Annotated in this window: 22 protein-coding genes, 1 tRNA gene and 1 pseudogene; 11 read left to right on the top strand and 13 right to left on the bottom strand. The window is 69.2% G+C overall.

The window, feature by feature from the left end; translation table 11 throughout:
- Window positions 1–32: 32 nt before the first annotated feature.
- From ilvD to M7D61_RS08990, 3 genes are all read right to left on the bottom strand, one after another.
- The gene (gene ilvD / locus M7D61_RS09000) at window positions 33–1,730 is read right to left on the bottom strand and encodes a dihydroxy-acid dehydratase (RefSeq protein ID WP_298229682.1); all 1,698 of its coding nucleotides are present in this window, start codon (window positions 1,728–1,730) and stop codon (window positions 33–35) included.
- 122 nt (window positions 1,731–1,852) lie between these two features.
- Window positions 1,853–2,644, bottom strand: coding sequence for a trehalose-phosphatase (gene otsB / locus M7D61_RS08995; RefSeq protein ID WP_298229680.1), 792 nt, complete (start codon window positions 2,642–2,644; stop codon window positions 1,853–1,855).
- On the bottom strand, window positions 2,637–4,046 hold the full coding sequence (locus M7D61_RS08990; protein WP_298229678.1) for a trehalose-6-phosphate synthase: 1,410 nt from the start codon (window positions 4,044–4,046) through the stop codon (window positions 2,637–2,639). The genes otsB and M7D61_RS08990 overlap by 8 nt, the downstream gene beginning before the upstream one ends.
- Window positions 4,047–4,138: 92 nt before the next feature.
- Here M7D61_RS08990 and M7D61_RS08985 point away from each other — a divergent pair, with 92 nt between their 5' ends.
- From M7D61_RS08985 to M7D61_RS08960, 6 genes are all read left to right on the top strand, one after another.
- Window positions 4,139–4,948, top strand: coding sequence for a sugar phosphate isomerase/epimerase (locus M7D61_RS08985; protein WP_298229676.1), 810 nt, complete (start codon window positions 4,139–4,141; stop codon window positions 4,946–4,948).
- Between the two features lie 9 nt (window positions 4,949–4,957).
- Complete coding sequence (locus tag M7D61_RS08980; protein ID WP_298229674.1) at window positions 4,958–5,155, top strand: hypothetical protein; 198 nt, start codon at window positions 4,958–4,960, stop codon at window positions 5,153–5,155.
- A gap of 2 nt (window positions 5,156–5,157) precedes the next feature.
- Window positions 5,158–5,886 carry a VIT1/CCC1 transporter family protein gene (locus M7D61_RS08975; RefSeq protein WP_298229673.1) on the top strand — a complete coding sequence of 243 codons (729 nt, stop codon included), beginning with the start codon at window positions 5,158–5,160 and terminating at the stop codon, window positions 5,884–5,886.
- Window positions 5,887–5,900: 14 nt separating this feature from the next.
- A complete protein-coding gene (locus M7D61_RS08970; RefSeq protein WP_298229671.1) occupies window positions 5,901–6,329 on the top strand; it encodes a hypothetical protein in 429 nt (142 codons plus the stop codon).
- Between the two features lie 118 nt (window positions 6,330–6,447).
- Entirely contained in the window at window positions 6,448–8,142 is a 1,695-nt protein-coding gene (locus M7D61_RS08965) for an AMP-binding protein (protein ID WP_298229669.1), read from the top strand.
- 226 nt (window positions 8,143–8,368) lie between these two features.
- Complete coding sequence (locus tag M7D61_RS08960) at window positions 8,369–9,466, top strand: lysylphosphatidylglycerol synthase transmembrane domain-containing protein (protein ID WP_298229667.1); 1,098 nt, start codon at window positions 8,369–8,371, stop codon at window positions 9,464–9,466.
- Here M7D61_RS08960 and M7D61_RS08955 read toward each other — a convergent pair.
- On the bottom strand, window positions 9,398–10,228 hold the full coding sequence (locus tag M7D61_RS08955) for a glycosyltransferase family A protein (RefSeq protein ID WP_298229665.1): 831 nt from the start codon (window positions 10,226–10,228) through the stop codon (window positions 9,398–9,400). The genes M7D61_RS08960 and M7D61_RS08955 overlap by 69 nt on opposite strands.
- Before the next feature lie 131 nt (window positions 10,229–10,359).
- Here M7D61_RS08955 and M7D61_RS08950 point away from each other — a divergent pair.
- Both M7D61_RS08950 and M7D61_RS08945 read left to right on the top strand, forming a co-directional pair.
- Window positions 10,360–10,432 (top strand) — tRNA-Lys (locus M7D61_RS08950).
- A gap of 39 nt (window positions 10,433–10,471) precedes the next feature.
- Window positions 10,472–11,278: an inositol monophosphatase family protein gene (locus tag M7D61_RS08945; protein WP_298229663.1), complete on the top strand. Its 807-nt coding sequence runs from the start codon at window positions 10,472–10,474 to the stop codon at window positions 11,276–11,278.
- Between the two features lie 4 nt (window positions 11,279–11,282).
- Here M7D61_RS08945 and M7D61_RS08940 read toward each other — a convergent pair whose 3' ends face one another.
- Genes M7D61_RS08940 through M7D61_RS08925 form a run of 4 tightly spaced genes read right to left on the bottom strand, consistent with a single transcriptional unit; the run spans window position 11,283 to window position 15,425 of the window.
- Window positions 11,283–12,131 (bottom strand): ABC transporter permease, encoded by an 849-nt coding sequence (locus tag M7D61_RS08940; protein ID WP_298229661.1) that lies wholly within the window; start codon window positions 12,129–12,131, stop codon window positions 11,283–11,285.
- Window positions 12,128–12,991 carry an ABC transporter permease gene (locus M7D61_RS08935; RefSeq protein ID WP_298229659.1) on the bottom strand — a complete coding sequence of 288 codons (864 nt, stop codon included), beginning with the start codon at window positions 12,989–12,991 and terminating at the stop codon, window positions 12,128–12,130. Before M7D61_RS08935 ends, M7D61_RS08940 begins: the two co-directional genes overlap by 4 nt.
- Window positions 12,992–13,035: 44 nt before the next feature.
- Entirely contained in the window at window positions 13,036–14,295 is a 1,260-nt protein-coding gene (locus M7D61_RS08930) for a spermidine/putrescine ABC transporter substrate-binding protein (RefSeq protein WP_298229657.1), read from the bottom strand.
- The gene (locus tag M7D61_RS08925) at window positions 14,292–15,425 is read right to left on the bottom strand and encodes an ABC transporter ATP-binding protein (RefSeq protein ID WP_298229655.1); all 1,134 of its coding nucleotides are present in this window, start codon (window positions 15,423–15,425) and stop codon (window positions 14,292–14,294) included. The genes M7D61_RS08930 and M7D61_RS08925 overlap by 4 nt, the downstream gene beginning before the upstream one ends.
- A 130-nt stretch (window positions 15,426–15,555) precedes the next feature.
- Between M7D61_RS08925 and M7D61_RS08920 the strand changes: the two genes are divergently transcribed.
- The gene (locus M7D61_RS08920; RefSeq protein ID WP_298229653.1) at window positions 15,556–16,992 is read left to right on the top strand and encodes an FAD-dependent oxidoreductase; all 1,437 of its coding nucleotides are present in this window, start codon (window positions 15,556–15,558) and stop codon (window positions 16,990–16,992) included.
- A 116-nt stretch (window positions 16,993–17,108) separates the two neighbouring features.
- On the opposite strand, the gene M7D61_RS08915 is transcribed toward M7D61_RS08920, so the two are convergent.
- From M7D61_RS08915 to M7D61_RS08905, 3 genes are all read right to left on the bottom strand, one after another.
- Complete coding sequence (locus tag M7D61_RS08915; protein ID WP_298229651.1) at window positions 17,109–17,957, bottom strand: LLM class F420-dependent oxidoreductase; 849 nt, start codon at window positions 17,955–17,957, stop codon at window positions 17,109–17,111.
- Between the two features lie 86 nt (window positions 17,958–18,043).
- Window positions 18,044–18,595, bottom strand: coding sequence for a cysteine hydrolase (locus M7D61_RS08910; protein ID WP_298229649.1), 552 nt, complete (start codon window positions 18,593–18,595; stop codon window positions 18,044–18,046).
- 3 nt (window positions 18,596–18,598) lie between these two features.
- Window positions 18,599–20,143: a cytosine permease gene (locus tag M7D61_RS08905; RefSeq protein WP_298229647.1), complete on the bottom strand. Its 1,545-nt coding sequence runs from the start codon at window positions 20,141–20,143 to the stop codon at window positions 18,599–18,601.
- 135 nt (window positions 20,144–20,278) lie between these two features.
- Between M7D61_RS08905 and M7D61_RS08900 the strand changes: the two genes are divergently transcribed.
- Window positions 20,279–20,764 (top strand): FBP domain-containing protein, encoded by a 486-nt coding sequence (locus tag M7D61_RS08900; protein ID WP_298229645.1) that lies wholly within the window; start codon window positions 20,279–20,281, stop codon window positions 20,762–20,764.
- A gap of 109 nt (window positions 20,765–20,873) precedes the next feature.
- Here M7D61_RS08900 and M7D61_RS08895 read toward each other — a convergent pair whose 3' ends face one another.
- Window positions 20,874–21,995, bottom strand: coding sequence for a glycoside hydrolase family 3 N-terminal domain-containing protein (locus M7D61_RS08895; RefSeq protein WP_298229643.1), 1,122 nt, complete (start codon window positions 21,993–21,995; stop codon window positions 20,874–20,876).
- Window positions 21,996–22,164: 169 nt separating this feature from the next.
- Between M7D61_RS08895 and M7D61_RS08890 the strand changes: the two genes are divergently transcribed.
- On the top strand, window positions 22,165–24,648 hold the full coding sequence (locus M7D61_RS08890; protein ID WP_298229641.1) for a LuxR C-terminal-related transcriptional regulator: 2,484 nt from the start codon (window positions 22,165–22,167) through the stop codon (window positions 24,646–24,648).
- Between the two features lie 19 nt (window positions 24,649–24,667).
- On the opposite strand, the pseudogene M7D61_RS08885 reads toward M7D61_RS08890, so the two are convergent.
- Window positions 24,668–24,872, bottom strand: a pseudogene (locus M7D61_RS08885) (LLM class F420-dependent oxidoreductase); the annotation flags it as partial.

The raw sequence follows: 24,872 nt of genomic DNA, 5'->3' as shown, positions 1-24,872 counted from the left end.
ACGAGTGTGCGGATGCGATGAGGTGGCGGCGGTCACCAGGTCACTGCGCCCTCAGCGGCGGAGCGCACGAGCTTGGTGTACTTCGCCAGAACGCCACGGGTGTAGCGCGGGGGAAGCGGTTCCCAGCCATTGCGGCGGGCTTCCAGCTCGGCATCGTCGACGAGTAGGTCGAGCGAGCGAGCAGCGATGTCGACCCGAATCAGATCACCATCGCGCACGAAGGCGATGGGACCTGCGTCTGCCGCCTCGGGAGCTATGTGGCCGATGCACAGGCCGGTTGTGCCGCCTGAGAATCGTCCGTCGGTCAACAGTAGTACATCCTTGCCGAGCCCAGCGCCCTTGATGGCGGCCGTGATGGCCAGCATCTCGCGCATCCCGGGTCCGCCCTTGGGACCCTCGTAGCGGATGATGACGACGTCGCCGTGGTCGATCTCGCCGTTCGTCAGCGCGTCCATCGCGGCGCGCTCGCGCTCGAAGACGCGAGCAGGCCCGGTGAAAACGTCGAGGTCGAAGCCCGCGGTTTTCACGACGGCACCCTCGGGCGCCAACGTTCCCCGCAGCACGGTGAGGCCGCCGGTGGGGTGGATGGGGTTGTCGAGGGTGTGGATCACCTCGCCGTCCAGCGGTGCCGGGTTGATATCGGCGAGGTTCTCAGCGACCGTCTTGCCCGTCACCGTGAGCGCGTCGCCGTGGATGAGACCGGCATCCAGCAGCGCCTTCATGAGCACGGGGATGCCGCCGCGGCGGTCGACATCGTTCATGACGTACTTGCCGAACGGCTTCATGTCGGCGAGATGCGGCACCTTCGCGCCGATGCGGTTGAAGTCGTCGAGGGTGAGCGGCACGCCCGCCTCGTGCGCGATGGCGAGCAGGTGCAGCACGACGTTCGTCGAGCCGCCGAGGGCCATCGCGACGGCGATGGCGTTCTCGAACGCCTTCGGGGTGAGGATGTCTTTCACGGTGAGCCCGAGGCGCAGCATCTCGACCACGGCCTCCCCGGAGCGGTGGGCGTAGTAGTCGCGGCGGCGGTCGGCCGACGGCGGAGACGCCGAGCCGGGAACGCTGAGGCCGAGCGCCTCGGCGACGGAGGCCATCGTGTTGGCGGTGTACATGCCGCCGCACGCTCCCTCGCCCGGGGCGAAGGCGCACTCGATGCGCTTGGCGTCCTCCTCGCTCATGAGGCCGGCCTTGCAGGCGCCGACCGCCTCGAAGGAGTCGACGATGGTGATCTCCTTCTCGGTGCCGTCCGAAAGGCGGACCCAGCCCGGCGCGATCGAGCCGGCGTAGAGGAAGACGGAGGCGAGTTCGAGGCGCGCGGCTGCCATGAGCATGCCGGGGATCGACTTGTCGCACCCGGCGAGCAGCACCGAGCCGTCGAGGCGCTCGGCGTTCATCACGGTCTCGACGGAGTCGGCGATGACCTCCCTGGAGACGAGCGAGAAGTGCATGCCCTCGTGCCCCATGGAGATGCCGTCGGAGACCGAGATCGTGCCGAACTGCAGCGGGTAGCCGCCGCCGGCGTGCACGCCCTCCTTCGCCGCCTGGGCGAGCCGATCGAGCGAGAGGTTGCACGGAGTGATCTCGTTCCACGAACTCGCGATGCCGATCTGCGGCTTGCCCCAATCGGCGTCGCCCATGCCGACCGCCCGCAGCATCCCGCGGCTGGTCGTCGCTTCGATGCCGTCGGTCACCACCCGGCTGCGCGGCTTCAGATCAACTGTTTCAGACATATGAACAGATTAGAGGCCAGTTGCGTATGACTCGGACGTGCTCGCGCGCAGAACCATGTGCAGGGCCTCGCGGGGACAAGGCCCGGAATGAGCGCATCCGGCCCCATGAATCGCGCGAAGCCCTACCCGGTGACAGCGGTCTCGCGACGCCCTGCCAGGACGACGAGGGCGGCGGCGAGCTCGGTGGGGTTCGCCACCCGGAAGTCGGCGCGCGTCCGCCCCGGGCCCACTCGGACCCCCACGTCGCCAGGTCGCAACACGGCGAGCGCGTCCTCGTCGGTCTCGTCGTCGCCCGCGAAGAGCACGACCGCATCGGCGCCGGCGCGCACCGCGATCTCGTTGCGCAGCCGCTCGAGGCCGTACCCTTTCGTGACCGTGCGCGTGGAGAACTCGAGCAGGTCGTGGCCGGCGCGCTCGCGGAATCCGCCGATGCGCTCTGCTGCGGCGCGCGCGGCATCGTGGAGCCGCGGCACCAGGAAGGGCTCGGTCATGCGGGTGTGGAGGCCGAGACCCACCGGCTTGTGCTCGATCCAGGCGCCCGGAGCGGACTTGACCGCCGCCTCGAGCGCGTCGGCGAGGGCCTCGAGGCGGGCGGATTCCGACGTGCTGACGCGCAGGCCGTCGTCGGCGCCGATGCGCAGTTCGGCGCCGTGCGAGCCGATGAGGAACGCGTCGGGATCGCTCGCGGTGAGCTCGGCGAGCTGGTCGATGGGACGGCCCGAAACGTACGCCGTCCACGTGCCGGGGATCGCGCGCAGCCGCTCGAGCGCCGCCTCGGCCTGCGGCAGGGCCCGCGCCTCCATGGGGTTGTCGATGCGCGGGGCGACGGTGCCGTCGAAATCGAGCGCGACGAGCAGGCGGCGCGCCTGGGCGAGCCGCGTCAGCGCGGCGTCGAAGCCATCATGTTCAGCCATCGCCCCTATTCTCGCCACTCAGCGCGCCGAGAAAGGTCGCCGACCAGCGCTGCACGTCATGGCTGATGACCCGGCGGCGCATCGCCTTCATGCGGCGGGCCTGCTCGCCCGGCGGCATCCGCGCCGCCTGCAGGATGCCCGCCTTGAGACCGTCGATGTCGTGCGGATTGACGAGCACTGCCTGCCGCAGCTCGTCCGAGGCGCCCGCGAACTCGCTGAGCACCAGTGCGCCGTGGAGGTCGACGCGGCTCGCCACATACTCTTTGGCGACGAGGTTCATGCCGTCGCGCAGCGCCGTGACGAGCATGACGTCGGCCGCGAGGTAGAACGCGACCATCTCGTCGCGCGGATAGCCCTGGTGCAGGTAGGTGATGGGCGGCCGCCCGAGACTCGAGAAGTCGCCGTTGACCCGGCTGACCATCATCTCGACCTCCTCGCGCAGGTGCTTGTAGCTCTCCACACGCTCGCGGCTCGGGGCGGCGATCTGCACGAGCGCCACATCGGCGACGTCGAGATCGCCGTCCTCAAGGAGTTCGCCGAACGCCTTGAGGCGGTGCAGGATGCCCTTCGTGTAGTCGAGCCGGTCGACGCCGAGCAGCACCACCTTGGGGTCGCCGAGCTCGCGGCGGATCTCCTTCGCTCGTGCCCAGATATCGGGTCGCTTCGCCAGCTCCTGGTACGCCCCGGCGTCGATCGAGATCGGAAAGGGCCGCGCGAGCACCTCGCGGCCCTCCTGCGGCAGCTCGATGAGGTCGCCGCGGATGCGCAGATGGGTCAATCGCTGCACGGCCCGGCGGAAGTTGGATGCGTCGGCGGTGCGCTGGAAGCCGACGACGTCGGCGCCGAGCAGCCCCTCGACGATCTGCCGGCGCCACGGCAGCTGCGAGAACAGGCCGTGGGCGGGGAACGGAATGTGATTGAAGAAGCCGATGACGAGGTCGGGGCGCGCATCGCGCAGCATCCGCGGTACCAGCTGCAGCTGGTAGTCGTGCACCCACACCGTCGCGCCTGGCGCGGCCACGGCGAGCGCGGCCTCGGCGAAGCGCCGATTGACCTCGAGGTACGCCTCCCACCACTGACGGTGGTACTCCGGAGAGACGATGACGTCGTGGTAGAGCGGCCAGAGGGTGCCGTTCGCCATGCCCTCGTAGTAGCGCTCGACGTCCTGCTCGCTGAGCGGCACGGGGATGAGCGGCATCCCGTCGATCTCGAACGGGCCGACCTCGAGGTCGGCGACGCCCGGCCAGCCGACCCACACCCCGCCGCGCTCGCGCAGCACCGGCTCGAGCGCGGTGACGAGCCCGCCGGGCGACGGGCGCCACTGCTCGGAATCAGCGGCGCCCGGCTGGTAGTCGACGGGCAGCCGGTTCGAGACGACCACCAGGTCATAGGCCGGGCGCATTTGCGCAGGCTAGCAAAGAGCCATGAGACTCTTTCCAGTTCGAAACAGGACCGACATCTCGCGTTCAGGAAACCGCCGTAGTCTCAAGCGCAATGATGCGAATCGGGATGAGCACGTCCTGCGTGTATCCGCTGGGAGTGGAGCACGGCTTCCGGCTGGCCGCCGCGGCCGGCTACGACGGCGTCGAGGTCATGGTGACGCGCGACGAGCGCACCCAGTCGGCCGCGCCGCTGCTCGAGATGGCGAGCCGCTACGCGATGCCGATCCTCTCCATCCACGCTCCCGTGCTGCTGCTCACGCACTTCGTCTGGGGCCGCGACCCGCGGGTGAAGCTCGAGCGCACCGCCGAGCTCGCCACCTCCGTCGGGGCCAACACCGTCGTCGTGCACCCGCCGTTCCGCTGGCAGGCCGACTACGCCGACGGCTTCCTCGACATTGTGCGCGAGATGAGCAACGACTACGGCGTCGAGATCGCCGTCGAGAACATGTTTCCGTGGCAGGCGGCCGGCCGCTCGGTGAAGGCCTACTCCCCCGGCTGGAACCCCGTCCACATGGACTGCGACGCCGCCACCCTCGACTTCTCGCACGCCTCGCTCGCCGGGCTGTCGGGCATGGACCTCGCCGTCGCCCTCGGTCCGCGGCTGCGCCACGTGCACCTCTGCGACGGATCGGATTCCGCCGACGAGGGCCGCATCTTCGACGAGCACGCGCTGCCGGGTCGCGGCAACCAGCCCGTCGCCGAGGTGCTGACGATGCTCACGGAATCCGGCTGGGACGGCAGCATCGTCGCCGAGGTCAACACCCGCAAGGCGCGCAAGGAGGCCGATCGCCTCGAGATGCTCTGCGAGACCGTCGAGTTCGCCCGCCGCTACACCGTCGCTGGCAACCGGGTCGCCGCGTAGAGTCGCGGCGTGACGATCCGCAAGTATCTTCTGGCGCCGCGCGTGTACGGCAGCCTGCTCGGCATCGTGCAGGTGCTGCGCGTCACGCGCCGCCGTCCGATCGGCATCCGCATCGGGGTCGTGTGGCTCGCCTGGGCCGCCGCTGTGGTGTTGGCGGTTCTCACCGTGAACGACGCGTCCGCGGCGAAGCGCACCCGTACCCTGTGATGGTGACCACCCGCACAACCGATCACGCCGACCCGCACGACTACGACCACCAGCACTCGGACGTCTCGGGCGGCACGCTGCGCGCCGCCGCGTTCGGAGCCATGGACGGGCTCGTCACCAACATCTCGCTCGTCGCCGGCGTCGGCGCCGCCGGCGCGTCCACGCACCTCATCATCCTCACCGGCATGGCGGGACTCGTGGCCGGCGCGTTCTCGATGGCGCTCGGCGAATTCGCCTCGGTGAGTACCTCGAACGAACAGCTTCAGGCGGAAGCCGAGACCGAGCGAGCCGCGCTCAAGCGCAATCCGGTCGGTGAGCTCGCCGAGCTCACGGCGAACTTCGAGCGCATGGGCATGACGAAGGCCACGGCCGAGCGGGCGGCCCAAGAAGTGCATGAGCATCCGGAGCGTGCGCTGCGCGTGCACATCACCGCCGAGCTCGGCGTGAACCCCGACCAGACCCCGTCGCCGTGGATCGCCGCGATCTCGTCGTTCGTGATGTTCTCCGCCGGCGCGGTCGTGCCGCTCCTGCCGTACTTCTTCGGCCTCGACCTGCTCTGGGTCGGCCTCGTGGTCGGCGGTGCGGGCCTCGTCATCGCCGGCGGCGCCGCGGCGCGCTTCACCACGAAGTCGATCTGGTTCAGCGCCCTGCGCCAGCTGCTCTTCGGTGCCATCGCGGTGACTGCGACATACCTCGTCGGCCTGTGGCTCGGCGTCGGCGCGGCGGGCTGAGTAGTATTCCGGTTGTGACCGAACACGCGACCCCCACCGTGACCCACGACGACGGCGTGCAGAGCCAAGGCCTCAGCCAGCTCCTCGCAAGACGAATCCCTGCCGGTCTCGGCGCGGTGCTCGTGACCCTGCTCGCGATCGCCTCCTTCCTGGTGTGGGTGTGGAGCCTCGTCGTCACATGGATCAGCCACATCGAGTGGGGCCTGCCGTTCTTCCAGGTCACCGTCGCCGCGCTTCTCGTCGTGGGCGTCGCCTTCTACGCCTACAAGACGCTCGCCTGGCTCCTGCCCCTCATCGTCTCGGCATTCTGGATCTGGGTGTCGGTCGTGCCGTTCCAGCCCATCTTCCAGGTGCTCTTCCAGACCATCACCGTGACGGCGCTGATCGCGGCCGCCGTCTTCGCCGTGCAGGCTGCGGCTGAGGCTGAGAAGGCCCGGTTCTGAATTCATCGCCGCGACCGTCCTCGGCGGGCGCGGGTCGCGGCGCGGCACGTGGCACACGCCGTCGCGCCGCTATGGCTCGGAGTTCACGTCACCCACCACGGCTTTTAGAGTTAGGGCTATGACATCGTCGTCTGAGTTCGCCGCCAACGGCACCAATTACGACATCTCGATGCTTCGGGGCGTCTTCGAGAACCACTTCACGTGGGCGACCGCCTTCGAGCGCAACGTGCACCGCTACGCGCGCCGGAAGGCGATCAGCGACCCGGAGACCGGTCGCTCATGGACTTACGGCGAACTCGGCCTCACGACCGGGGCGCTCGTCGAGGGATTGCGCCGGGCCGGCGTCGGCGTGGGCGACTTCGTCGCCTACCAGCTCATGAACCGGCCCGAGTTCGCGTTCCTCTACGTGGCGGCTCAGGGCCTGCGCGCCGTGAGCTCGCCGATGAACTTCCGCCTCGCTCCCGGCGAGACCGCGTTCATCCTCGACCAGACGAAGCCGACGGTGTTCGTCTACGAGCGCGAGCAATCTGCCGAAGTCGCCACGGCGCTTGAGCTCGCGACGTGGAAGCCTGGCACCGTCGCCGGCGTCGGCGAGGGCGAGCTCGTGCCGGGCACGATCGCCTTCGAGGACCTGCTCGTCGCGGGCGCGCCGTCCTTCACGGCCCCCGCCGACGCGTCGGTGTGGGACGAGACGAGCCGCCTCTACACGAGCGGAACGACGGGGATGCCGAAGGCGGTTCCGCTCACCGGCCTCAACGAGGCGCTGTCGGCGCACGACGTCATCATGGCCTTCCCGCTGGGCAACACGGACAAGACGATGAACATGTCACCGTGGTTCCACCGCGGCGGCAACTACTGCGCCGGCCCCAACCCGGTGCTCTTCGTCGGCGCCGAGTGCGTGTGCCTGCGTCGTTTCGACGAGAACGTCGTGCTCGACTCCATCCGAGACAACGGCCTCACCTACATCATCGGGGCGCCGACCAACCTCGAGCGCCTCGCGGATGCCCAGGACGCAAGCCCCCGTGACCTCTCGAGCCTGCGCGGCATCGTCACGATGGGCGCCCCGCTAGAGAAGGCGGCGGCGCTGCGCTACCAGAAGACCCTCAACCCGCGCCTCATGAACGGCTACGGCACGACCGAGGCGTTCTGGAACACGTTCCTGCGCCCGGAGGACCTGCCCGAGCACGCCGGCAGTGCGGGCCGTGCCTGCATCGACGACGATGTCGCCGTCGTCGCCGTCTACGAGGACCACTTCGCCGCACCCGACGACTTCGTGCCGAAAGACGGCAAGACCGTGGGCGAGATCATCATGCGCTCGGCGAAGGCCGGCTACGCCTACGCCGACAACGAGGAGCAGGCGAAGGCGAAGTTCCGCGACGGCTGGATGTACCCGGGCGACCTCGCTCTCTGGGACGAGAACGAGATCGTGACGATCGTCGGCCGCAAGGACGACATGCTCATCTCGGGCGGCGAGAACGTGCACCCCGTACAGGTCGAGGAGGCCCTCGCAGAGCATCCCGGTGTCGCCGACTCGATCGTCGTCGGCCTGCCCGACGAGCGATGGGGCCAGCTCGTCGTCGCCTATGTCCGTCGGCGTCCCGGTGAGCTGCCCGACGCTGAGGATGCCGCGACAGAGCTCGACGCGCACTGCCGCGCGCATCTCACGCTCGCGGACTACAAGCGCCCGCGGAAGTACGCCTTCATCGACGACCTGCCGTACACGGCGACCGGCAAGAAGCAGCACTACATCCTGCAGAACCGCACCATCGACGACGAGGAGGCCGGCCTCTTCATCGCGCCACGGAAGCACTGAACGACTGAAATCCCGGCGACACGCCGCACGATGCCGAGTGCGGCGCGGCGTGTCGCCGGAATCTCAGCCCGAACGACCGGCCGCTCAGCGGCCCGCGGCGTGCGGGTCGGCCGCGCCAGTCGCGCAGCCTCGTCGCGAGCCTGCGCGCCGCACTCGGCGGGCACGGAGCGCTTCGCGCGCGGAACGCCGGCCCGGCCCTGTCAGGCCCGGTTCCTAGACTGCCGGTATGGAGACGAGCCGACGTGCCGCCGATACGAGGCGCCGGCGGCGCCGCCAGCGGTTGCTCAGCTGGGTATCGCGCATCGCCGTCTCGGCGATCGTCGTCCTACTGCTGTGGCTCGTGGTCATCCCGCAGCTCATCACCGCGGCGCGCAGCGCCACCCTGCTCTCGGGCCGGTCGGTGCCGCTCATCGTCGCCGCGGTGGCCTGCGGACTCGCGTCAATCGCCTGCTACGCCGGCCTCACGCACTCCGTCCTGCCGCGGGCGACGCGACCGTCGTGGTGGCGAGTCGCTCTCGTCGACCTCGCGGGCCTCGCCACGACGAACTCTCTCCCCGTCGGTGGCCCGGTCGCGACGGCCCTCCGGCTCAGGCTCCTCGGCGGCTCGAAAACGGCCTACGAAGGTGCAGTCGCCGGCCTTGCGCTCGAGCTCCCGGTCTCGGGCATCCTGCTCTCGGCGCTCTTCATCGCTGGGATGGTGCCGTTCCTGCCGGGGCTCCCCGGCGGGTACTGGCAGGCGATCGCGATCGTGATCGTGATCGGCATCCTCGCCATCCTCGTCGTACTCGGCCTCGCGATCCGCCACCGCATCGGCATCATCCACGCCGTCGCGGCCCTCGTGTCGTGGCTCCCCGAGGGCCTCTGGCGCAACATCGTCGTGTTCGCGAACGGCACAGTCCGCAGCATGGCCGGCTTCGGCGACGCGCCGGGCCGTATCGGAACCGCCGCACTGTGGAGCGCGGGGAGCTGGGCGTTCAACGGCATCGCGCTGTGGCTGTTCCTTCTCGTCGCGGGATTCCAGCCTGATGCCGCGGAGGTGGCGCTCGCGTTCGGCACGGCTTCGGTTCTCGGTCTCGTCCCCATCACGCCGGGCGGAATCGGCGTGGTCGAGGGCGTCATGGTTCCCATGCTCATCGGGTTCGGGGCCACCGCCGACCAGGCCGCTCTCGCCGTCACCGGTTGGCGACTCGGCCAGTTCTGGCTTCCGATCCCGCTCGGCGTGCTGGCCGGGATCGGCCTCGGCGTCAGCTTCGGGTCAGCCTCGGTGCTTCAACCCCCGGGCGACGACGTCACCGGTCGCGGCGCCGGGGAGGGCAGCGCCTGAGCGTTTGCGCGTGCTCGCGACGGCCGCCGGGCGATGGCGCACCCATCCGGCAACGCGGTACTTGGAGATGGTTCTGCCGTCTGCCCGGAGATAGCGGCCGAGCTTGCGGGGATTCATCGTTCGCAGCACGTCGGCGCGGGCGCGCATCCCGGGCAGGAAACGGACCCTGCCGCCGGCCTCCTCGATCGCGAGCGCGATCTCGATGTCCTCGCTGACGCCGTCGTCGAGCGACACGATCGGCTGGACGCGGAGCCAGGCCTCGCGTCGGACCGCCATGTTATGGCCGTAGAGCAGCACCCGCCCGCCGAAAAGCGCCCGATGGATCACGCGGAACGACTGGTAGATGAACGCCGTCGAGTGCTCGACCGACGCGCTCGCCCGCGCTTGGCGCACCGGGCCGCCGACCGCGGCCAGCGAGGGGTCGGCGAATGCCGTCCGGATGGCCTCTGCCCATCCCGGATCGACCACGGTGTCGGCGTCGATGCGGGCGATGATGTCGCCGGTGGCGGCGGCGAAGCCGCGAGTACGCGCGGCGACGATGCCGGGGGTCGACTCCCTCACGACATCGACACCGGGGAAGCCCGATGCGATCGATGCTGTCGCGTCGGTGGATCCGTTGTCGACGACGATGATCTCGTCGACCGGTTGCTGCTGCGCGAGAAGCGCCGCGATGCACTCGCCGATGACGTCGGCCTCGTTGAGAGCGGGGATGACGACGCTGAGAGTGAGCACCGCAGCTTCGGCGCGAGCCGGGTCTGGCACAGTCCCCTCCACCGCGCTCGAACCGTACGACGCGCCCTGCCAGGCTACTCCGGGCCCAGCGCGCCGGTGATTTGGGGCGCGCCCTGCAGGATTGATAGTCTTGACCCTCGTGCGGATTCCAGTTCGCATGCGCGCCTCTAGCTCAATCGGCAGAGCAACTGACTCTTAATCAGTGGGTTCAGGGTTCAAGTCCCTGGGGGCGCACCGGAAGCGCTGATCCCGCCCTTTCCGTACGCTGGGCCAGTGACCGATACGTCGACAACCCCGCCCGCCACCGACTACGACGCTGACCTCTCCCTCGCGCTCCGCCTCGCGGATGCCGCCGACGCCATCTCGGCCTCGCGGTTCCGCGCCAACGACCTTCACATCGAGACCAAGCCCGACCGCACCCACGTCACCGACGCCGACCGGGCCGTCGAGCAGGCCGTCCGCGACATCCTCGCCGCCGAGCGCCCCGACGATGCCGTGCTCGGCGAGGAGTTCGGCGAGGCCGGCGACTCCAGCCGCCGCTGGATCATCGACCCCATCGACGGCACGCACAACTTCGAGCGCGGCGTGCCGCTGTGGGGCACCCTCATCGCGCTCGCCGTCGACTCCGAGGTCGTCGTCGGCGTGGCATCCATGCCGGCGATCCGCCAGCGGTGGTGGGCCATCAAGGATGGCGGAGCGTGGACGACGGCCGACGGCGGCACGGCACGGCGGCTCCACGTCTCGGGCATCGCCGACCTCGCCGACGCCTCGATCTCGTTCCAGTCCATTGAGCAGTGGGACGAGGCCGGCTACCTCCAGCGGCTCATCGACCTGACCCGCTCGGTGTGGCGCGACCGCGGCTACGGCGACCTCTGGCCCTACACGCTCGTCGCCGAGGGCCTGCTCGAGGCGGTGGGCGAGTTCGGCGTCAAGCAGTACGACGTCGCCCCCCTCTCGCTGCTCGTGACGGAGGCCGGCGGGCGCTTCAGCGCGGTGACCGGCGAGAGCGGCTACTGGCACGGTTCGTCGCTCGCGACGAACGGCCTGCTGCACGACGAGATCGTCGCGCGCCTGCGCTGAGGGCTCAGACCTTGTTACGGCGGTTCAACGCCGCGTTGGCGAAGAACAGCGCGATGCCGACGACGAAAACGATCGTCCCGAAGCAGAGCACCTGCGGCGGCAGACCGGTCTTGATGCCGTAGATGTAGAGGGGGAAGGTCGTCGCCGAGCCGGCGACGAACGAGGTGATGACGTAGTCGTCGATCGACATCGCCAACGACAACAGGAACGCCGCCAGGATGCCGGGCATGAGCAGCGGGACCGTCACGCGGAAGAATCCTGCAACAGGCCCCGAGCCGAGGTCCGCCGCCGCCTGCTCGTACGCTGTGCCCATGCCCGAGAGGCGGGCGCGCAGCGTCACGACGGCATAGGCGATGTTGAACGTGACGTGCGAGATCAGGATCGTCCAGAAGCCGGTCTGGAAGTTCAGCGTGAAGAAGAACGACAGCGCCGACGAGCCCACGACGATGGAGGGCGCCGCGATGTCGATGAAGAGGATCGACGACACGAGGCCCCTGCCCCAGAACCGGTAGCGCTCCAGCGCGAGAGCCAGCGGGACGCCGATGGCGATCGAGATCGCCGCCGAGAGCAACGCGATGGTGATCGACAGCAGGAAGGCCTGGAAGAGGTCGGCCTGATCGGCGAGATGCAGGTAGTACTGGACGGTGAAGTGCTGCCAGACCGTCGTCACCCGGTTGTTCGGGGCGAAGTTGAAGCTGTACGCGATCATCGAGATGATCGGCAGCAGCAGGATGCCGATGACGACCCAGTAGATGATCGGCAGCAGCGGGCGCTTGCGGCGCTTCGGCTCCGGGATGTCGTCGAGCGTCAGGCCGGCGCCCCGCAGAGCGATGGTCTGGGTCGTCGTGCTCATACGAGATCCTCGATGTTCTCGGTGCCGAACACGCGCGCATAGACGAAGAGGATGATGCCGAGCGCGATCATGAGCACCGTCGACAGCGCGGCGGCGACGTTGTACTGCTGCAGGTTGAGGTAGGCGTACTGGATCGCCTCGCCGAAGTTGTAGGTGTTGCGGCCGCCGAGCAGGGCGGCGTTGACGGGGTCGCCGACGGTGTCGATGAAGACGATGAGGATCCCGGAGAAGATGCCGGAGCGCGACAGCGGCAGAATCGTCTTGAAGAAGACCGCGCGCTTGGTGCCGTAGAGGTCCTCCGTCGCCTCGAACAACCGGGTGTCGATGCGCTCGAGCGCGACGTAGATCGGCAGGACCATGTAGGCGAGGTCGTTATAGGTCTGGCCGCCGATGACCGCGCCGGGGGTGCCGAGGACGGCGAAGTCGGGCCCCGCGAGGTGGATCGACTGCAGGAATGAGATGATCGGCCCCTGCGCGCCGAGCAGGAAGACCCACATCTTGGTGCGGATGACGAACGAGATGAGAAAGCTGATGAGCACCAGGAACAGCAGCGGCGTCTTCCACCGCGGGCTCACGCGGAACGCGATGAAGTACGCCAGCGGGTACCCGATGACGATCGTGAGCAGTGTCGCCGTTGCGCCGTAGAACAGCGAGCGGCCGAGGAACAGCGCGTAGTTGACGTTCGAATTGACGAAGATGTCGGAGTAGATCGACCAGTTCCAGGTCAGCCGGTACCCGCTCGCCACATCGCCCGACATGAGCGAGACGATCAGCCCCGCGATGAGGGGGATGAGGAAGAACAGGATCAGCCAGGCCGCGCCCGTGAAGCCGAGCAGGTAGGGCACCGAAAGGCGCCGCATCCGGCTCGTCCTCACCGGGCGCAGACCCGGAACCGCCGCCGACGTCACGACTGCGCGACGGGGTCGAACAGGGCGTTCCAGGCGTTGTAGTCGGCGAGGTTCTTGTAGGTGTAGTACTCCTGCGCCTTCGCGAGATCCGCCGCGGACGGGAACACGAGCGGGCTGTTCGCCACGGCCGGGTCCTTGAGGGTGTTGAGGATGTAGTCCTTCGCCGCCGGCACCGGGCAGATGTAGGCGTCGTAGTCCTCGATGATGCCCGCCGTTTCAGGTGTGTAGTAGTAGTTCATCCAGGTGATGGCGTCGACCGGATTCTCCGCAGTGATCGGGATCAACATGTTGTCGTGCCAGGTGATGACGCCCTCGGTCGGGAGCACGAACTTGATCTCCGGATGGCCGCCCTGCTGCATCTGGTACACGTCGCCGGACCAGGCCTGCGAGATCCAGATGTCGCCGTTCTGCAGGGCATCGGTGTAGCCCTGATCGTAGAACTTGGCGACGCTGGGCTTGAGCTTGTTGAGCCACTCCACGGCCTTGTTCCAGTCGTCATGCGTCGAGGTCGCCGTCTGGGCTCCGGTCGCGAGAAGTGCCATGCTGCCGTACTCGGTGTTGTCGCTGAAGAGGCCGATGTGGCCGGCGTACTTCGGATCGAGCAGGTCGGCGAAGCTCGTGATGCCCTCCGGCACCTTCTTCGAGTTGTAGGCGAGACCGGTGAGGCCCGTCTGCCACACCGCCGAGTGCAGCGCACCCGGGTCGTAGCTGGGCGACAGCAGGCTGCGGTCGGCGTTCGCGGTGAAGTTCGGCATCCGGCTGTGGTCGAGCTGCACGGCCCAGCCGTTGTTGATGATCTCGGTGAGGTACCAGCCGTCGGTGATGACGATGATGTCCTGGCCGATGGACTGGCCCTTCGTGAGCAGCGGCGAGATCTTCGCGTAGTAGCTCGGGTCGTCCTGGATGACCTCCTTGTAGTTGACCTTGATGCCGGTCTTCTTGGTGAAGGCCTCGAGCGAGGCGTGCTTGCCGTTGGAATCCGTGTCGATGTAGTACGGCCAGTTCGCGAAGTTGAGGACGCCGTTCTGCTTCTTCGACGCCCACCACGAGGTCCAGTCCGTGCCGCCCGAAGCGTTCCCGCCCGTCGGGTTCGCGCCGCTCGGGTTCGTGCCGGTGACACCGCACGCCGCGAGCAGCGCGCTGAGCGCACCCGCACCGGCGACGGCACCGGCGCCCTTCATGAACATGCGGCGCGACACCCGGCTCTGGGTGAGGCCTCGGATCGTCTCGGGATTGATGTTCTCACCGCTGGTCATGCGGCTACCTCCTCGTCGGTGGCGATTGCAGTGGGTGTAGGGGGGAGCAGGAACGCCTGAGCGGCGTGCCAGGAGACCTCGACCTGGTCGCCGGGCCGGATGACGGTCTCAGCGGTGTTCTGCCTGTAGGCCTGCAGCTCGCCGCCCCACGGGGTGGCGAGACGGGCCTCCGTGCTCGCGCCGAGGTAGGTGACCTCGGTGACGGTCGCCGTCGTACGGTTCGCGCCCGAGGCCGCCCTGTTCGCCGGGGTGAGCTCGAGCTTCTCCGGGCGAATGCCGACCTTCCAGCCCGGCTCGGTCGGAGCGGCGACCCCGTCGATGACGAGCGGATTGCCATCCGGCAGCCTCGCGCCCGCGCCGTCGACGATGATCGGAAGCACGTTGCAGGTGCCGAGGAACTCGGCGACGAACTGAGTCGCCGGGCGGTCGTACACGCGCTGCGGCGCGCCCATGTCTTCGATGAGCCCGGAGTTCATGACGGCGAGGCGGTCGGCCATCGACATCGCCTCCGCCTGGTCGTGGGTGACGTACAGGAACGTGATGCCGACCTCGCGCTGGATGCGCTTGAGCTCGTGCTGCATCGTCTTGCGGATCTTGGCGTCGAGGGCGCCCATCGGCTCGTCGAGGAGCAGGACCTTGGGGTGGTTGACGAGCGCACGGGCTAGGGCGACGCGCTGCTGCTGGCCGCCCGAGAGCTGGGAGGGACGGCGCTTGTCGAAACCGGCGAGTCCGACCAGTTCGAGGTATTCGCCCGCTCGCGCGGCGGCCTCCGCCTTGCCGACGCCCTTGCGGCGCAATCCGAACGCGGTGTTCTCCATGACGGTGAGGTGCGGGAACAGTGCGTAGGACTGGAAGACCGTGTTGACGTCGCGCTTGTACGGCGGGAGCGTCGTGACGTCCTTGCCCTCGAGGTAGATGGCACCGGTGCTCGGCAGCTCGAAGCCGCCGACCATGCGCAGGGTCGTGGTCTTGCCGCAGCCCGAGGGGCCGAGCAGTGCGAAGAACTCGCCGCGCGCGAGATCGAGGTCGACGTATTGGACCGCGACCGCGTCGCCGAACCGACGGCTCACCCCCTTGATGGAGATCGCCGCGTCGGACGCGGCAGGGGAAACCGGCCGTGGTTCGGTCATGTCTGGCTCCGTCGGAGGTCATCGGATCGCGGGCATGCGCTTGATCAGGTACTAAAGCACCCATTTGTTACAGATGGAATACATTGCGGCCAACTTGACAACGGATTCGTCACCTCCAAGCCTTGAAGACATGCGGATTCCATCGAAGAACGCGCGTCAGACAACGGTTTTCGAGCGGAGCCCCATTCCGGACAACATCATCGCCCGTGCCCTCTCGGGCAGTGCGAAGGGCTCGTTCTGGCTCGCCGACGTGGGCGACCGGACGGTGTATCCGCAGCTCACCGCCGAGCTCGACGCCGACCTCGCCATCGTCGGGGGCGGCTATCTCGGGCTCTGGACGGCCATCAAGGCCAAGCAGCGGGGCATCGCACGCGTCGTGCTGCTGGAATCCGAGACGGTCGGCTGGGCAGCATCCGGTCGCAACGGCGGATTCTGCGAGGCGAGCATCACCCATGGCGACCTCAACGGCGAGGCCCGATGGCCCCACGATATGCCCACGCTCAAGCGCCTCGGCGACGAGAACCTCGACGCGATGGAGCGCGACATCGCCGAGTTCGGCCTCGACGTCGACTGGGAGCGCAGCGGCGCTCTCGACGTCGCCGTCGAGGAGCACGAACTCGAATGGCTCGAGGCCGACGGCCCCGACTCCGAGGTGCTCGACGCGGCCGCGGTGCGCGCGCAGGTGAACTCTCCCACCTACCTCGGCGCGGTGTGGCACAAGCGCTCCAGCGCCCTCGTGCACCCCGGCAAGCTCGCCAAGGAGCTCGCGCGGGCGGCATCCGAGCTCGGCGTCGAGATCCTGGAGAACTCGCGCGTCATCGGCCTCGAGGCGCGGGGCGGCGGCGGAATCGTGCTCCGCACCGAGCGCTCCGCGGTGCGCGCGCACCAGGTGGTGCTCGCGACGAACGCGTTCCCTTCGCTGCTCAAGCGCTATCGGCTCCTCACCGTGCCGGTGTACGACTCCGCGCTCATGACCGAGCCGCTGTCCGCGGCGCAACTGGCGGACATCGGCTGGACGAACCGGCAGGGCATCGGCGACCTGGCCAACCAGTTCCACTACTACCGCATGTCGAAGGACGACCGGATCCTCTTCGGCGGCTACGACGCGATCTACCACTACGGGCGCCGGGTCGACTCGGCCCACGAGTACCGCGACGAGACATTCCGCACGCTCGCCTCGCACTTCTTCACGACATTCCCGCAGCTCGAGGGCCTGACGTTCTCGCACCGCTGGTCGGGCGCCATCGACACGTCGAGCCAGTACTGCGCCTTCTACGGCCTCGACCTCGGAGGGCGCGTCGCCACGGCCGCCGGATTCACCGGCCTCGGCGTGGGAGCCACGCACTTCGCCGCCGAGGTGCTGCTCGACCTGCTCGCCGGACTCGCCACCGAGCGCACCGAGCTCGCCATGGTGAAGAAGAAGCCGACCCCCTTCCCGCCGGAGCCGTTCGCGTACGCCGCCGTGCAGGCGATGAGGGCGTCGCTCGATGCCGCCGACCACCGCGCCGGAAGGCGCAACCTGCTGCTGCGCGCGGCCGACGCCGTGGGGCTGGGCTTCGACTCGTAACGGAGAGGATCTGGAGGATCTGGAGGATCTGCTAGGCGACGGCGATCGCGCGGCCGACGCCGTGGGGCTGGGCTTCGACTCGTAACGGAGAGGATCTGGAGGATCTGGAGGATCTGCTAGGCGACGGCGATCGCGCGGCCGGCGATCGGGAGCAGCGCGCGCGACTCGGCGCCGAGGTCGGGCAGCTGCAGGTAGACGCGGCCGACGCCGAGTGCCTCGCGCGCGGCGATGTCGCGGGCGACCGCGTCGGGGGCGTCGCCCGGATGCAGCGCACGGACGGCGCTGGTCTTCAGCGTCTTCGGGTCGCGGCCGATCGCCTCGCACGCCCGCCGCGACCGGTCGATCGCGGCGCTGAGCTCGTCGGGGGCTCCGAAGCCGGCGTTGTACTCGTTCGCGTACTTCGCCGCGAGCGCCGGCGTCCGGCTCGGCCCGGTGCCTCCGACGATGACGGGCGGCGGGGATTGCACCGGCTTGGGCAGCGCTGGGGAATCCGTCAACACGTAGTACTCCCCCGCGAAGCTGTACCTCGCACCGACGGGCGTCGACCAGAGGCCGGTGACGATCGCGAGCTGCTCCTCGAGGCGCGGGAAGCGCGTGGCGGGGAACGGGATGCCGTACGCCTCGTGCTCGCGCTCGAACCAGCCCGCGCCGAGCCCGAGCTCGACGCGGCCGCCGGACATGTCGTCGACCTGCGCGACCTGGATGGCGAGGACGCCCGGCAGCCGGAACGTCATCGACGTGACGAGGGTGCCGAGGCGGATGTGCTCGGTCTCGCGGGCGAGGCCGGCGAGGGTGATCCACGAGTCGGTCGGACCGGGCAGGCCGTCGAGGGCGCGGCCCATGACGTGGAAGTGGTCGGAGCGGAAGAAGGCGTCGAAACCGAGGTCTTCGGCCTGGCGGGCGAGATCCAGCTGATCGGCATACGTGCCGCCCTGCTGCGGTTCGACGAAGAGGGCGAACTCCATGCCCCTCACGCTAGCCACCGAGATCCCCCGAATCGACGCTTCTCCCGCCGGGAAGGGTCGATTCGGGGGATCTCGATGCAGATGGGCTAGGAGGCGAGGACGTCGGCGACCGTCGTGATCTCGATGAGGGGGGCGAAGAGCGCCATCGCGTCGAGGGCGCGCTGATGGTCGACCGGGCTGAGACCCGCGCACGCGTCGGCGACCACGCGGACGTGCCGCCCGGCGTCCGAGGCCGGCAGCGCGGTGGCGATGACGCAGCAATCCGTCGACACTCCGGCAAGGACGAGTTCACGCGAGCCGCCGACGGCCTGGTCGAGCTCGGGACTCCACTTGCCGAAGGATTCCTTCGTCACGACCTCGTGCCCGGCCCACGGCAGCTCGGGCATGAGCTCGTACAGCGGATCGGTCGGAGGCACGAGAGCGAAGGGCCACAGCTCGAAATAGGGCTTCCAGGCGCCGTCGAGCTCGTCGGGTGCCGGGGCCACATAACGGGTGTAGACGACGCGGTCGCCGAAGTGCGGCAGCAGCGCGCGCACGCCCGCCGATGCCTGCGCGTACCTGGGCGAGGCCCACGGGCTCGGTGCCTCGGCGAAGATGCGCTGCATGTCGATGACGACGAGCCAGGGGGCGTCGGACATGGGCTAGTCCGCGACGGATTCGGAAGTCGAGTGCGCGGGCCCGGCGGCGGAGTCGGCTTCCTGGCGGCGGATCGACGCGGCGCGGAACAGGCCGCCGACGAATCCGATGAGGAGCGCGGCGAGCACGCCGAGGTTGGCATAGGACCACGCGCCCGACCGCCCCCCGAGCCCGAACGGCTCGAGCAGGTAGCCGAGCCAGATGAGGAACGACGAGGCGTTGACGATGAGGCCCCAGCCGATGCCGGTGCCCACGACGACGAGTGCGATGGAGTACCAGTTCACGTCGCCGTAGCGGCCCTTGCGGTCGTAGAGGTCCTTCTCGGAGTAGGCCTTCTTTCGCAGCGCGATGTCAGCGAGCATGATGCCCGCCCAGGTCGCGACCGGGACGCCGGTGAGGATGAGGAACCCCTGGAACGGCGTGTTGAAGTTCGGCGCGACGAAGACGATGACGATGGCGCCGAGCGTCATGACGAGGCCGTCGATTCCGGCCGCGACGTAGCGCGGCACCTTGACGCCGATGCTGAGCAGTGCAAGGCCCGAGGAGTAGATGTCGAGCGCAGCGCCGCCGATGAGGCCGAGCAGCGCGACGATGAGGAACGGGATGAAGAACCAGCTCGGCACCAGGGTCGCGAGGCCGCCGACCGAGTAGGAGCTGACGGCCGTGTTGAGATCCTTCGACGACCCCGAAAGCAGGATTCCGAAGACGAGCAGCACGGCCGGCGCCACCGAGGCGCCGAACGTCGTCCAACCGGTGATCGCCCCGCCGGACGACGAGCGCGGCAGGTACCGCGAGTAGTCCGCAGCGACGTTGACCCAGCCGAGGCCGAAGCCCGTGAGCATGAAGACGAGTCCGCCGATCACGGCCGCGGCATCGCCCGACGGTTGCGCCATCACGGCGTTCCAGTCGATCTTCGGGATGACGAGGACGAAGAAGACGATCGTGAGCACGCCGGTGATGATCGTCACCCAGACCTGCAGCCGCATGATGAGGGTGAAGCCGTAGACGCCCGCGAAGATGATCGCGAGCACGATGACGATGAGCGCGACGACGCTCACCACCACGTCGCCGGGCGCCGAGGTGGCGCCGCTCGCGGCATCCGTCGTGACCGGCCCGGCCCAGCCGAGCAGCTGGAACACCTGAACCGTCGAGAGCACCGCGATCGCCGCGAGCACGGTCTCCCACCCGACGGTGAGGATCCACGACAGCAACGACGTGAGTCGGTTGCCGTTCACCCCGAATGCGGCGCGACTCAGCACCATCGTCGGGGCGCTGCCGCGCTTGCCGGCGATGGCGATGACGCCGCAGAAGAAGAACGAGACGACGATGCCGACGATGCCGACGATGGTCGCCTGCCAGAACGAGACGCCGAAGCCGAGAAGGTAGGAGCCGTAGGCGATGCCGAGGATGGAGACGTTGGCGCCGAACCAGGGCCAGAAGAGACTTGACGGCCGGCCGTGGCGCTCGGACTCGTCGATCGTGTTGAGGGCGTTCTGCTCGATGGTCAGACCCCTGGCCGGGACAGCCGGGGTCTCACTTCTGATGGTCATCTGCTCATCGTCGCGGCTGTCTCACAGCAAGTCCACCGGCACGCCGAATTTTTCGCGCTCGGCATGCGGGGTGCGGGCGATCCTCCGAGGGAGTGTAGGTAGTAGGAAACGAGGGCGTGTAGTAGGAAAGAGGGGATGCAGCCGCTCACCGCCGACCAGATCCGCGCCTCCTTCGTCAATGCGAGCGGGGACGAGATCGAGCGGATGCCGCTGCCGGGCCTCCACGAGGTGATCTGGGATCAGCGCGAATACCTCGGGTGGCGCGACCCGCAGACGCGCCTCGGCTACCTGGTGCACTGGGCGGACGGCCGGCCGGTCGGCATCGTGCTGCGGGCGGCGGCAGGATCGCTGAGGCCCGGCATTCAGGCGATGTGCTCGTTCTGCCATTCGCCGCAGCCGGCGACGCAGGTGCGGATGTTCAGTGCGCCGCGCGCCGGGGAATCCGGCCGCAACGGCAACACGATCGGCGCCTACGTGTGCGAGGACCTCGGGTGCTCGCACCTCATCCGCATCGCGCCGCCGCACGCGTCGGCGCCGGAGGCGATCGCGGCGAGGGGCGCGGCGCTGCTGGCGAGAGTGAGCAACTTCACTGCAGAAGTGCGCTCGACCATCAGCGATTGATCCCGCGCCGCCGACTCAGCCGGACGGTCCAGTGGGACCGTCCGCGTCGGCTCGCGAACGGCGGCGGCCCACGTGCCGCGGCAGACCGGAAAACGCAGCGTCGACCCCGCTAGAGCAGCCCGTCCCTCGCTTTTTCCGTCAGCACCAGCAGTACCGCCTTCGTGACGAGAGCCGCGAAGCGCGCGCTCTTCTTCATCTGCGCGGCAACGCCCTGCTCCATCGCCGCCAGGTGCGCGGCGTCGGCGTCCAGCACCAGCGTGCCGCCGGCCTCGAGGAAGCGCACCGCGCGCTGCGCGACGGGGACGCCGCTGATCGCCGCCGCGTCGAAGGAGTCGGAGACGATGATGCCGGCGAAGCGGAGGTCGCCGCGGAGTATCCCGGTGACGATCGTCTTCGAGAAGCAGGCGGGGACGCCCGCCTGGATCTTCGGGTACTGGGTCGAGGCCACCATGACGAACTGCGCTCCGGCGGAGATCCCCCGCGCGAAGGCGGCGAGGCGGGTGTCGTGCCGGGTGACGGGAGCGGTGGTCACCGCGGTCGTGTCGGAGTTGCCGGAGGCGTGGCCGATGCCCGGGAAGTGCTTGAGCGTCGCCTGGACTCCTGCGCTGCGCACTCCGGCGGCGAACGCCGCGACGTGCGGGGCGACGGACGGCGTCGTATAGCCGAACTCGCGCTGCAGGCTGCCGATCGGCGCGTTCTTCACCCCCGTCGCTGCGGGCACGACGTCGGCGACGGGCGCCAGGTCGACGTTCACGCCTGCTGCGCGAAGCTGCCGGCCCCAGGTCGCGGCGTTCTTCTCGAGCGCTGCCGGGGCCGACGCGCCCTGCGTCAGCGCGGTCGGGATCGCGCTGAAGCCGGCGCCCTTGAGGCGCTGCACCAGACCGCCCTCCTGATCGGTCGCGATGAAGGGCCTCGCGCCCTTCACGGTGAGCGCCTTGGTCAGCGCGGCCGTTACCCTGGCGGTCCGGGCCGCGCCCTGCATCGTGGTGCCGGTGAGGAAGACGCTGCCGGCCGCGCCCTTCTCGAGGGCGGCGAGCTGCGCCCTCGGCGCACCGGTCGAGGGCACGCCCAGCATGAAGAGCTGGCCGAGGCGCTGCGCAGTCGACATCGCGCTATAGGCGGAGCGCGCGCGCTGCGCCGCCGTCGGCGCGGAATCCGGCGCGGCGATGCCCCCGACCGGTGCGATCGTCAGGGCGGGTACGAGCAGCAGCGACCACACCCAGCGGAGCACGCGACCAGACTAGGCGCAGTTGCCCGGAGCGGTCCCGCCGCCAGCCGGACTGTTCCGGGAAGAGATCCTGCCCGCGCTCGGACGGGGCAACCACCTGGAGACCGGAGATGGGTCGCTCCGGGCGCGCCGCGGGAACGGGCACGCATTCCTGGTCATCTACGCTCGCAGCATGGGTGCTCTGTATGGCGCTTTCCAGGCTCCGAGGTCGTTCCTCGCCCGTCGCCGACTGATGGTCCGGCTCGACTCGCTTCGCGATCTCGCCATCGTCCGAGCCCCCACCGGGTACGGGAAGTCTGTCGCGGTCGCCCAGTGGGCGGACGCGCAGCCGCGGTCCGGGGTCTGGCTGTCGGTCAACTCCGAGAACAGCAGCCGCGCGCCGTTCTGGGTCGATGTGGTGCGTCGGCTCGTCCAGGCCGGTCTGCTGCCGGCCGACGACCCGCAGACGCTGACATTGGGCGACATCGCTCCTGACACCGATCTGCGGGAAGCGCTCCGCAGCATTCTCGGGCAGCTCCGGCGGCCCGCCCTCCTCGTCATCGACGACGCCTATCGCCTGGACGACGCCCTCATCGCGCAGGACCTCGTCGAATTCGTCACGTCGACCCCCCTCGAGGCCGTGGTCATCGCGCGCACCCAGGGAACGCCCGGGCAGGACTGGTCGGTGACCGCGGCGGAGCCCCTCGTCATCACGGCGCAGGAGCTCGTCTTCAGCGTTGATGAGATCGCCGAGCTCCTGGGCGACGATGCACGGGCTCCCCACGTCGGCGCACTGCTCGAGAAGACCGGCGGCATTCCGCTCCTCGCCCGCGCCATCGCTGAGAACATCCGCGTCCGCTCGAACGGCGCGATCCGCAGGGGCGACACGCAGGACGCCGTGGCGCGCGTGCTGCACTCGCTCGTCTTCCACTCCGGTCTCGCCGACGACACCGTCGGATTCGCGCTGCGCACCAGCATCCCGGACCGCATCGACGCCGCACTCGCCGAGGCCATTACGGGCAGGAAAGACGCCGCCGAGCTCTTCGACGACTTCGAGCAGCGCGGGCTCGGGGCATGGTTTCGGCGCAATGACAGCGCCTGGTTCTCCTATACGCCCGGCGTCCGCGACCTGCTGCGCGGCAAAGCGGCGAAGCTGCCCCGCACGGAGGCGAGGCGCATCCATGCGACGATCAGCCGTTACACCTACGAACGCGACATGGCCATCCCGGCCATTGCGCGCGCCATCGCCGCCGGCGACCTCGACTTCGCCGAGATCGCGGTTGCCCGGTACTACTGGCTCTACACCGGGTTCCAATGGCAAACCGTCGAGGCGCTGCTGTCTACGGTGTCAATGCCGGCCATGCGCAACCACCCTGTTCTCGCCATCGCCATGGCCCTGCTGCTCGGTCAGTTCGCGCGCAACCGCGTGCGCACCCTCGAGTACATGGCCATCGCAACCACCGGCAAGCGCCTCGGCCCGGGAACGCCTCCCCTGCACCGCGCCCTGGTGGCCACGATCCAGGCGGGCAGCATGCGAAGCCTGGGCCAGGAGGGCCGCGCCCGCGCCGCTGCCCGACGCGCCGATGCGGCCCTGCACGAGATCGATCCGGACGAGGTCGCCACGAACGAATCGCTTATCGCGATCCTCTACGGGCACACCGGCATCACCTACCTCCACACCGGCGCCGTCGATCGTGCGATCGAGCTCTTCGAGGAGGGCGCCTTGCTGCGCTCGCGCACCATGCGCGGGCCCGGGCAGGTTCTTCCCAACGCCATGGCCGCCGGCGTGCTCGCCGCCGAGGGCCGCCTCGTGGAGGCACGGGAGCACGTCGAGGTGGCGCGGCAGCTCGGAGGGCCCGAGACCGGCATCGAGGACTGGCACCACCGCTACCAGGGGGCGCACTACTGGATCGCCGAGGCACTCCTCGCGCTCGACGCCGGCGAGGTCGAGGCCGCCCAGTCGTTCCTCCACGAGGTGGACCGCCACCTGCACACCATCGAGTTCTGGCCCGCCATCGCCCTCACGCAGGCGCACGTCGACCGCCAGCTCGGCGATCCGCTCGTCGGCGCCGCCGCGATCGAGGCGATGATGCGGCCAGGCGCGCGCCCGACGACCACCGGCTACCTGCACGATCGGCTCCACATCGCCAGAGCCGCCCTTCTCCTCGAGGCCGGCCGCATCGCGGAAGCGCGCACCATCCTCTCCTCGCAGTCGACTGCGAACTGGGACGCGGCGATCGCGACCGCTCAGCTGCACCTCGCCACCGGGCAGCCACAACGTGCCCTCGCGGTGCTCGCCGAGAAACGCGCGGCGCGGCCGAGCACCCGCGCCGAGATCGACGCACTGCTGCTGGAGAGCGTCGCAGCCGACCGCCTCGGCCACAGCACCACCGCGCGCGCCGCGGCATCGCGCGCGGAAGCGCTGAAGCGCGCGGCCGCCCTCCACCGCCCGCTGCTCTTCATTCCCAATCCTGTCGCGGCCGCCATCGCCCTCACCGAACGCGAACGGGTACTGCTCGTGCACCTCGGATCGGGCGCCAGCAGGGGGCAGATCGCCGACGACCTCGTCGTCTCGCCCAACACCGTGAAATCGCAGCTGCGCGTGCTCTACAAGAAGCTCGATGCGGGCTCGCGCGACGAGGCGCTCCAGCACGCCCGCGACGCACAGCTCATCTGACGCCGGGGGCGCGAAAAGCTCAGGCCAGCTGCGGCACCGCCGCGCCGATGAGGTCGATGATCTTCGCGCGCTCGGGCATGTTACGCGTGAAGATGTACGTCGCGGTGAATCCCTTGCCCGCGAGGTCGGCGGCGGCGCGCACGATGTCGTCGGTCGACGACGTCTCGTCGACGACCATCATCGCCGTCTTCTCGATGGTGTCGTAGTCACGGCCGAGCTCGTCG

This window comes from Gryllotalpicola sp. (genome assembly GCF_027352875.1).
Lineage (GTDB): Bacteria > Actinomycetota > Actinomycetes > Actinomycetales > Microbacteriaceae > Gryllotalpicola.
Note: the sequence above shows the minus strand (reverse complement) of the source record. Positions and strands in the feature narration are given on the sequence as shown.

What these genes read in the sequence shown, in the direction of transcription:
- ilvD (WP_298229682.1), bottom strand. Translation starts at nt 1,730, where the DNA reads ATGTCTGAAACAGTTGATCTGAAGCCGCGCAGCCGGGTGGTGACCGAC.
- otsB (WP_298229680.1), bottom strand. Translation starts at nt 2,644, where the DNA reads ATGGCTGAACATGATGGCTTCGACGCCGCGCTGACGCGGCTCGCCCAG.
- M7D61_RS08990 (WP_298229678.1), bottom strand. Translation starts at nt 4,046, where the DNA reads ATGCGCCCGGCCTATGACCTGGTGGTCGTCTCGAACCGGCTGCCCGTC.
- M7D61_RS08985 (WP_298229676.1), top strand. Translation starts at nt 4,139, where the DNA reads ATGATGCGAATCGGGATGAGCACGTCCTGCGTGTATCCGCTGGGAGTG.
- M7D61_RS08965 (WP_298229669.1), top strand. Translation starts at nt 6,448, where the DNA reads ATGACATCGTCGTCTGAGTTCGCCGCCAACGGCACCAATTACGACATC.
- M7D61_RS08960 (WP_298229667.1), top strand. Translation starts at nt 8,369, where the DNA reads ATGGAGACGAGCCGACGTGCCGCCGATACGAGGCGCCGGCGGCGCCGC.
- M7D61_RS08940 (WP_298229661.1), bottom strand. Translation starts at nt 12,131, where the DNA reads ATGAGCACGACGACCCAGACCATCGCTCTGCGGGGCGCCGGCCTGACG.
- M7D61_RS08935 (WP_298229659.1), bottom strand. Translation starts at nt 12,991, where the DNA reads ATGCGGCGCCTTTCGGTGCCCTACCTGCTCGGCTTCACGGGCGCGGCC.
- M7D61_RS08930 (WP_298229657.1), bottom strand. Translation starts at nt 14,295, where the DNA reads ATGACCAGCGGTGAGAACATCAATCCCGAGACGATCCGAGGCCTCACC.
- M7D61_RS08925 (WP_298229655.1), bottom strand. Translation starts at nt 15,425, where the DNA reads ATGACCGAACCACGGCCGGTTTCCCCTGCCGCGTCCGACGCGGCGATC.
- M7D61_RS08920 (WP_298229653.1), top strand. Translation starts at nt 15,556, where the DNA reads ATGCGGATTCCATCGAAGAACGCGCGTCAGACAACGGTTTTCGAGCGG.
- M7D61_RS08915 (WP_298229651.1), bottom strand. Translation starts at nt 17,957, where the DNA reads ATGGAGTTCGCCCTCTTCGTCGAACCGCAGCAGGGCGGCACGTATGCC.
- M7D61_RS08910 (WP_298229649.1), bottom strand. Translation starts at nt 18,595, where the DNA reads ATGTCCGACGCCCCCTGGCTCGTCGTCATCGACATGCAGCGCATCTTC.
- M7D61_RS08905 (WP_298229647.1), bottom strand. Translation starts at nt 20,143, where the DNA reads ATGACCATCAGAAGTGAGACCCCGGCTGTCCCGGCCAGGGGTCTGACC.
- M7D61_RS08900 (WP_298229645.1), top strand. Translation starts at nt 20,279, where the DNA reads ATGCAGCCGCTCACCGCCGACCAGATCCGCGCCTCCTTCGTCAATGCG.
- M7D61_RS08890 (WP_298229641.1), top strand. Translation starts at nt 22,165, where the DNA reads ATGGGTGCTCTGTATGGCGCTTTCCAGGCTCCGAGGTCGTTCCTCGCC.